At 68.7% G+C, this 6,441-nt stretch carries 6 protein-coding genes, 1 pseudogene and 1 riboswitch; of the genes and pseudogenes, 5 read left to right on the top strand and 2 right to left on the bottom strand.

Translation table 11 applies throughout. The features are described 5' to 3' along the window. The 3 genes and pseudogenes from N798_RS18780 to N798_RS14825 all read left to right on the top strand — a co-directional run. Window positions 1-543, top strand: a pseudogene (locus N798_RS18780) (hypothetical protein); the annotation flags it as partial. A gap of 207 nt (window positions 544-750) precedes the next feature. Continuing rightward, window positions 751-913: riboswitch (cyclic di-AMP (ydaO/yuaA leader) on the top strand. A gap of 89 nt (window positions 914-1,002) precedes the next feature. Next, the gene (locus N798_RS14830; protein WP_052117405.1) at window positions 1,003-1,725 is read left to right on the top strand and encodes a C40 family peptidase; all 723 of its coding nucleotides are present in this window, start codon (window positions 1,003-1,005) and stop codon (window positions 1,723-1,725) included. Window positions 1,726-1,814: 89 nt separating this feature from the next. Further along, window positions 1,815-2,420: a DsbA family oxidoreductase gene (locus N798_RS14825; RefSeq protein ID WP_052117404.1), complete on the top strand. Its 606-nt coding sequence runs from the start codon at window positions 1,815-1,817 to the stop codon at window positions 2,418-2,420. A gap of 39 nt (window positions 2,421-2,459) precedes the next feature. Here the strand turns inward: N798_RS14825 and N798_RS14820 are convergent, their stop codons facing one another. Then, entirely contained in the window at window positions 2,460-2,957 is a 498-nt protein-coding gene (locus tag N798_RS14820; RefSeq protein ID WP_035949873.1) for a hemerythrin domain-containing protein, read from the bottom strand. Window positions 2,958-4,505: 1,548 nt separating this feature from the next. Here N798_RS14820 and N798_RS14815 point away from each other — a divergent pair. Both N798_RS14815 and N798_RS18775 read left to right on the top strand, forming a co-directional pair. After that, complete coding sequence (locus N798_RS14815; RefSeq protein ID WP_052117403.1) at window positions 4,506-4,898, top strand: ATP-binding protein; 393 nt, start codon at window positions 4,506-4,508, stop codon at window positions 4,896-4,898. Window positions 4,899-5,418: 520 nt separating this feature from the next. Continuing rightward, the gene (locus tag N798_RS18775; RefSeq protein WP_371870451.1) at window positions 5,419-5,784 is read left to right on the top strand and encodes a YsnF/AvaK domain-containing protein; all 366 of its coding nucleotides are present in this window, start codon (window positions 5,419-5,421) and stop codon (window positions 5,782-5,784) included. 80 nt (window positions 5,785-5,864) lie between these two features. Here the strand turns inward: N798_RS18775 and N798_RS17570 are convergent. Then, a partial coding sequence (locus tag N798_RS17570; RefSeq protein WP_052117402.1) for a GAF and ANTAR domain-containing protein occupies window positions 5,865-6,441 on the bottom strand: 577 nt, incomplete at its 5' end.

Genomic DNA, 6,441 nt, shown 5'->3' with positions numbered 1-6,441 from the left:
GCGGCCCTCACGGCCCCCGCCGCAGGCCAGAGCGCCGCGGTCTCGGCCGGCCCGGCCGGCGTGACCGCCGTCGCCAAGCCCGCGCCGAAGCCGAAGCCGAAGCCCACGCCGACGAAGACGGCGGAGAAGGCCCCGGAGGAGTCCGAGTCGTCGAGCTCGCGCGAGGCGACCACGACCGCCCCGGCCTCCGGCAGTGGCGTCTCGATGGCCTTCTACGGCTGGTGCGACGACAAGGGCCTCGGCGACAACGCCTCGAAGGTCTGCTCCGCCGTGCGCTCGAACTTCGGCATCACCAACATCGGTGGTTACCGCGCCGGTGCGGGCGACCACGGCGCGGGCAAGGCCGTCGACATCATGGTGACCGGCTCGCGCGGCGATGCCGTGGCCGCCTGGGCGATCGACAACATGAGCCGCTACAACATGACCTACGTCATCTGGAAGCAGCGCATCTGGATGGCCGGCGCCTCCGGCTGGCGTGCCATGGAGGACCGTGGCTCGGTCACGGCCAACCACTACGACCACGTGCACATCTCCGTGGAGTGACGCGACGCTGACACCGCCGAGGGCGGGTGCGGCCCACGTGGCCGTGCCCGCCCTCGGTCGTTGCACCCCGCCCGCACGGCGCAACGAGAGCCGTGGGGCTCCGGCCGGGAGGGCCGTGACCCAAACGTGACTTTGCCCAGAGGGTCGGGTACGGTGGCTCCGGCCCGTCCTCCCCTGGGGTGGGCTGTCATGACGGACTGTCGAGTCCTGCCACCGTCACCGACTGCACAACAAACCGCTTGGCAGGAGCGGGGGACCCACTTGTGGGTCGGTCTTCGGACCGGCCCTTGGGGTGAAGCCAGCTCCGGCTGGCCGGGCAGAACCTTTCGTCCGAACCCGACAGCTCACCCCGTAGGCATCGAGAGGTTTCCCGTGGCTCATTCCACCTCTGGGCGTCACCGCGCGCCCGGGCGACACAACCCTGTCGCCGAACTGTCCACGATCGCGTCGCGCGCAGGCGTGACCGGCGCCAAGGCATCCGCGGTCCTCGCAGCCTCCGGTGGCCTGGTCGCGGCGTTCGCGCTCCCGGCCTCGGCCGCGCCCGAGACGGCGAAGACCGCCACGAAGGACGTCGAGACGTCCGCGCCGGTCACCCCCGCTGCTTCGACCGCCGCCCCTGCGATCTCCGCCCCGGCCGTGTCCACCCCCGTCAAGGGCGTCACCGTCGGTGTCCGCGGCGTCACCGCCGTGGCCAAGCCGAAGCCGAAGCCCAAGCCGAAGCCGAAGCCCAAGGCGAAGCCGGTCGCCTCGAGCACCCGCGAGGGCGCCCTCGTGGCCGCGGCCGAGCGCTCGTCCGACAAGGCCAGCCGCAGCACGACGCGCACGGCGATCTCCACCTCGGCGAAGCAGTCGTCGAGCCAGGTCGTCAACATCGCGCGCACCCTCCTCGGCATCGCCTACGTCTACGGCGGCGACGACCCGTCGGGCTTCGACTGCTCGGGCTTCACCCAGTACGTCTTCCGCAAGGCCGGCATCTCGCTCCCGCGTACCGCGTCCGCGCAGCAGCGCGAGGGCACCCGGGTGAGCAACCCGCAGCCGGGCGACCTCGTGTTCTACGGCAGCCCCGCCTGGCACGTCGGCATCTACACCGGCGGCGACATGATGATCGACTCCCCGCGCACCGGGAAGTCGACGAGCGAGCGCAACATGTTCGGCACGCCGACGGAGTTCCGGCGCTACTGAGCGTCGCAACCACACGGCATACGCCGTCCGGACGCCCCAGGCCCACCACGGGCCGGGGGCGTTCGGCGTTCGTGTGCTTGGGTGGGGGCATGGCCGAGCTCGTCCTGGACCTCTGGGGTGACGTGCGGGACCCGTGGTCCCACGTCGCCAAGCGACGCGTCGAGGCGGCGGTGTCCGCGTCCACGCACCCGATGGACGTCGTCGTCGTGCACCACGTCCTCGCCGGCCCACCTGTCACGGACGCGACGCTCGAGGAGGCGTCGATCGCCGGTCGCCCCGACGGCATCGACGTCACCCTGACGTCGGCGCCCGAGGCGGACCCGGCCGACGCGCACCGGCTCGTCGCCCTGGCGCTCGAGCTGGGGGGCCCACCGCTGCAGGGCGCGATGCTCGAGAGGCTGTATGCCGCGGTGTTCACCGAAGGTGTGGACGTGGCGGACCCGCTCGTGCTCCAGCGGCTGGCGGCCGAGGCGGGGCTGGACGAGCGCCGGGTGGCCGCCGTGCTGGCGTCCTCGGACCACGCGGCGGACCTCGTGTCGGACGAGCAGGCTGCTCGCTCCCTCGGGATCGAGGGGACGCCGCACCTCGTCGTCGACCACCGGCTCGGGCTGGGTGGGCCGGCGTCGGTGCGGGACTACCTTGCCCTCATCGACCGTGCCCTCGAGGAGCACCAGCCGGCCGGGCCCCGGCGCTGAGCGCCGGGGCCCGCGGCCACGTGGTGGGGGCCGGGGCCGTCAGCTCACGACCGCATCGATCGTCTTCTTGAGGGCGCTCGGCTGCTCCGGACGACGGGGCGCCCGCTCGCGCGCCTCGGCGATCTCCGCACCGATCTCGCGGAGCTGGGTGCGCGAGAGCCCCTCGCGCACCTTGGGGAACCACTCGCTCTCCTCCTCGTCGATGTGGTGGGTGACGTTCTCGATGAGAACGGTGGTCTTGGCCTCGAAGCGCTCGTCGCCGGGCGACATCGGCAGCAGCTCCATGACGAGGACGTCGGCGACGTGGTGCTCCTCGTAGGACTCGAGCACGTCGTCCTCGAGGTCGGGCATGAGCTCGCGCACCCGCGGGTACATCACCTCGTTCTCGACGTAGGTGTGGACGGTGAGGAGCTCGATCATCTGCTCGACGAGCTTGCCCTTGCGAGCGTCGGTCGTCGTCGACTTCTGGAACTCGCGGAAGCAGGCCTTGATCTGCTTGTGGTCGTCCTTCAGCATGACGATGGCGTCCTGGGACATGGCACTCCTCGAGTTCGCGGGAAGGGTCGCGGTGGTTGCGGACCCGGTGCACGCGGGGTACCCCGACGGCCCGGGTGCAAACGTACCCGCTGGCTGTCCGGCGTGATGAGGTGCCGCCGGCACGATTCGGAGCTCTGCACCTGCTCGAAGGGACCCCCCGCGGTGTCCGAGCGTGTGGCCACGAACCGTTCGTGCGGAAACCATGGGTGCTCGACACGGCCGGGGAGAAGCTCTGCCACCAGCGATCAGGTGGGGGCCGAGGTCGCCCTTGCGTCGTGACGTGTATGTCGGGGGGCCAAAGCCACATCGGCCAGATGCACGTTGGCGTCCTGGGACAGCGTGCCGTCATGCGGGCTACGACGGAAAGCTGACGCCTTTGGGCTGGGAGTACACGTGTGCTTTGCGGGCGTGAGCGTGAGGCCAGTCGGGAATGCGATTGAACTGGGGCTGCGAGATGGTTCGGGACCGCTCCGACGGGTATAGACCCCACGTCTCCAACAGCGTGGGATCGCAACGCCCTTCCCGGCCTCCGGGCCGGGAGGGTCGTTCGGGGAGCATCTCGACGATCTCTTCGGACCCAAGGACGCCATGTGTCGCGCGGAACCATGCACGCCCGGCTCATCGCCTCTGCATACCGATCGTCTTCGCGCATGGGCGATGGCGCAGTGGGCAACAGATGTTGGCCACGTGGCCGGCTTCGGCGAGGCGCGGTCCCCTGCCTCGCGCCGCCTCGACGCGGGGAAGGTCCGTGGCTACCCGTGAACCCATCACCGCGGGTGCGAAAGGACGGTGCTGTCATTCTTGCGCAAGCCCACCCCCCCAAGAAAACCGTCCCTATCCATCGTGGGGCCAGCTGTGCATCACGCCATCGGTCCACCAGATGGCACGATCGAATGCAATGCCCCAAGACCGACGGGAGCAGCTGGACTCGAGTGAGTACTTCATGGAGCAGGCTCGCTGAGCTGGCACGCGTGCAAACGGTGAACGTCAACGGCCGGAGGGTGAAGCGGTGAAGCCCGCCCCAGCCAATGCCGCTCCGGCACACCCCAGACGGCGGGGGCGCTCCGCCGTCCGGTTCCTTGTACCCGGACGGCGAGACGCCCCTTCCGGGTTTGAGCCTCCACCGGGTATTCCCGGCGCAGCCGGCGACTCGTGCCCTCCCCTTGAGTGTGGACCTCGCGAGCACGCCTGCCTAGTCTCTGAAGTGCCTAGGGTGCAGTTACTTCGTGGTCATCAGGGGGTGGGTCGGCACATCCGCCCGGACACCCCTCGAGTTCGATGCTGTCTCCTCGGTGCGACGTACGTTGGGCGCGATCAGATCAGTTCGGCAAGGACGCAGCGCTTGATCGATCGCAGGCCCATGTGTGCTGACGAATTCTGGCCAGCTGTCGCCCGTCGAGGAGTTGCGCCGTTCGAGCGTGGAAGGCGGATGCTCACTGTTCCGGCGCCTCCATCTGACGAAGCGAAGGCGTGGACTGCCAAGAAGTGCCGCGGCAGGTGCCCGACCCGCGTTGTCTGGGCCCACCGATCGGCTCGGAGGGAACCTTGATGTCCTCGACGACCGAGTGGTCGCACGAAGCACTCCTCGCGGGCGAGCCGCGAAGCGCTGGGCTCGCACGCGACTTCGTCCGTATACACCTGCTTGCACACCACCTGCCCCATCTGGTCGATGACATGCGTCTGGTCGTGAGCGAGCTGGCGACGAACGCGGTGTTGCACGCGCAAACACCGTTCGTGGTGACCCTTTCGAGCAGCAGCGCGACAGTCCTCTTGGAGATCCAAGACGCTTCGACCTCGGCAGTCGTTCTCCGCAGCCCTGGTGTGCTGGACACGAGTGGGCGAGGCATGGTGATCGTGGAACTGCTCAGCCAAGAGTGGGGCCAAATCATCGACACACGCGGTTACAAGCACGTGTGGGCGTCGTTCCCACGTGACGGGTAGCCGTTTGGTGATGCGTGCGCTCACCATCCCGATCCAGTGCCCATAGCCTCTCTGCTGACGGGCATCTTTTCGGGGCCGGTCAATGCGGCGTGGCAATGATGGAGCTTGTCGAGGATCCGGCCCGCTATGTCACTGACTCAGGTTCTGGTCCATGCGCTCCAGCGTCTCGAGGGCGGCCTCGGAACTCGGCCTCCGTGTGGTCCTCGGAGAGCTTCGACCGAAGACGCATGACGGCTGGGAAGTCACCCAGGTCGCCACTGAAGCCACGAGAAGTGAGTCCGTCGAGGATTTGCTGCACGACGCGCAGGCTGCGAAGCGGCGGCCTGAGCCACGGCGCCGCGGGTGCCTGTGCGGTGCGCGGGAAAGCGTGGGGTGGTCGCGTGCCAGGTTGCGCACCTCGTGTGCCATCCACTGCAGGAAGGCCTGCCACCCGTCCGTCGGACGCATCTGCTCGCCCGGGCCGACGCTCAACTCATTGACGAGCCGGTCGACGACAGCGTCGAGCATGTCCTCGCGACCGGTGACGTATCCGCAGCTCAAGGACGGCAACGAACGCCGCGAGGCCGGTCGGGCGCGACTGCGGAAGTACGTCACCACCGAGGAGCAGCAGGTCACCGTCCCGGTCACCCGGGAGGAGGTGCGCGTCGAGCGCGAGCCGATCACCGAGGCCAACCGCGACGAGGCGATGTCCGGACCCGACATCTCCGAGGAGGAGCACGAGGTCACCCTCCACGAGGAGAGGCCGGTCGTTGCCACCGAGGCCGTGCCGGTCGAGCAGGTCCGGCTCGAGAAGGAGCAGGTCACCGAGCAGGAGCAGGTCTCGGGCGAGGTCCGCAAGGAGCACATCGAGACCGACGGTGTGGAGCAGTCCGACCGCGACCGCTGATTTCACATCGGAGGGTCGCCGACCTCGTGAGCGTCGACCAGCCGAGCAGTGGCCCCTGTCCGCGCGGACGGGGGTCATTGCTATGGAAGGACGTTTCGGCGTCTGCCTTCCGTGCCCTCCACTTGGTGCACATACCGCTTCTCGTTCGGAAGCAGACCTGTCGTGACGAACGCCTCGGCCACATCGACAAGCTTGCGGTTGTGGTCCTGGCTGCACGCGCGCAGGACGTCGAAGGCGAGGTTGCCACTCAGCCGGTAGCGTTCGACCAGGATGCCGATGGCGGCGCCGATGGTGCGGTTGCTCTCAAGGGCCTTGGTGAGGTTGAGGGAGTGATCCTCGGCGGTCGCGCTGGTGAGGGCAATGCCGGCAACCTCTGCGAGCAGCTCCGCTCGTTCGACTTCGGAGGGTCCAAATGCCTCAGTCGTGCGCGAGTAGTTGGTGAGGACCCCGACAACCTTGCCGTCTCCGATCAGCGGAACGGACAGGACGCACCTGATCGGCGTGTTTGCGAGGATCTGCTCCGGATATGAGCGGTAACGCTTTTCGGCCGCTAGGTCCCGCACGAGGCATGTGCGTCCCTGCTCGAAGGCCGCCCAGCCGGGGCTGGTCCCGGCCGCTCCGGCGATGCGAGCAACGACGTCGGTGAGGGCTTCGTCG

The organism is Knoellia flava TL1 (assembly GCF_000768675.1).
Taxonomy (GTDB): domain Bacteria; phylum Actinomycetota; class Actinomycetes; order Actinomycetales; family Dermatophilaceae; genus Knoellia; species Knoellia flava.
Note: the sequence above shows the minus strand (reverse complement) of the source record. Positions and strands in the feature narration are given on the sequence as shown.

What these genes read in the sequence shown, in the direction of transcription:
- N798_RS14815 (WP_052117403.1), top strand. Translation starts at nt 4,506, where the DNA reads ATGTCCTCGACGACCGAGTGGTCGCACGAAGCACTCCTCGCGGGCGAG.
- N798_RS14820 (WP_035949873.1), bottom strand. Translation starts at nt 2,957, where the DNA reads ATGTCCCAGGACGCCATCGTCATGCTGAAGGACGACCACAAGCAGATC.
- N798_RS14825 (WP_052117404.1), top strand. Translation starts at nt 1,815, where the DNA reads ATGGCCGAGCTCGTCCTGGACCTCTGGGGTGACGTGCGGGACCCGTGG.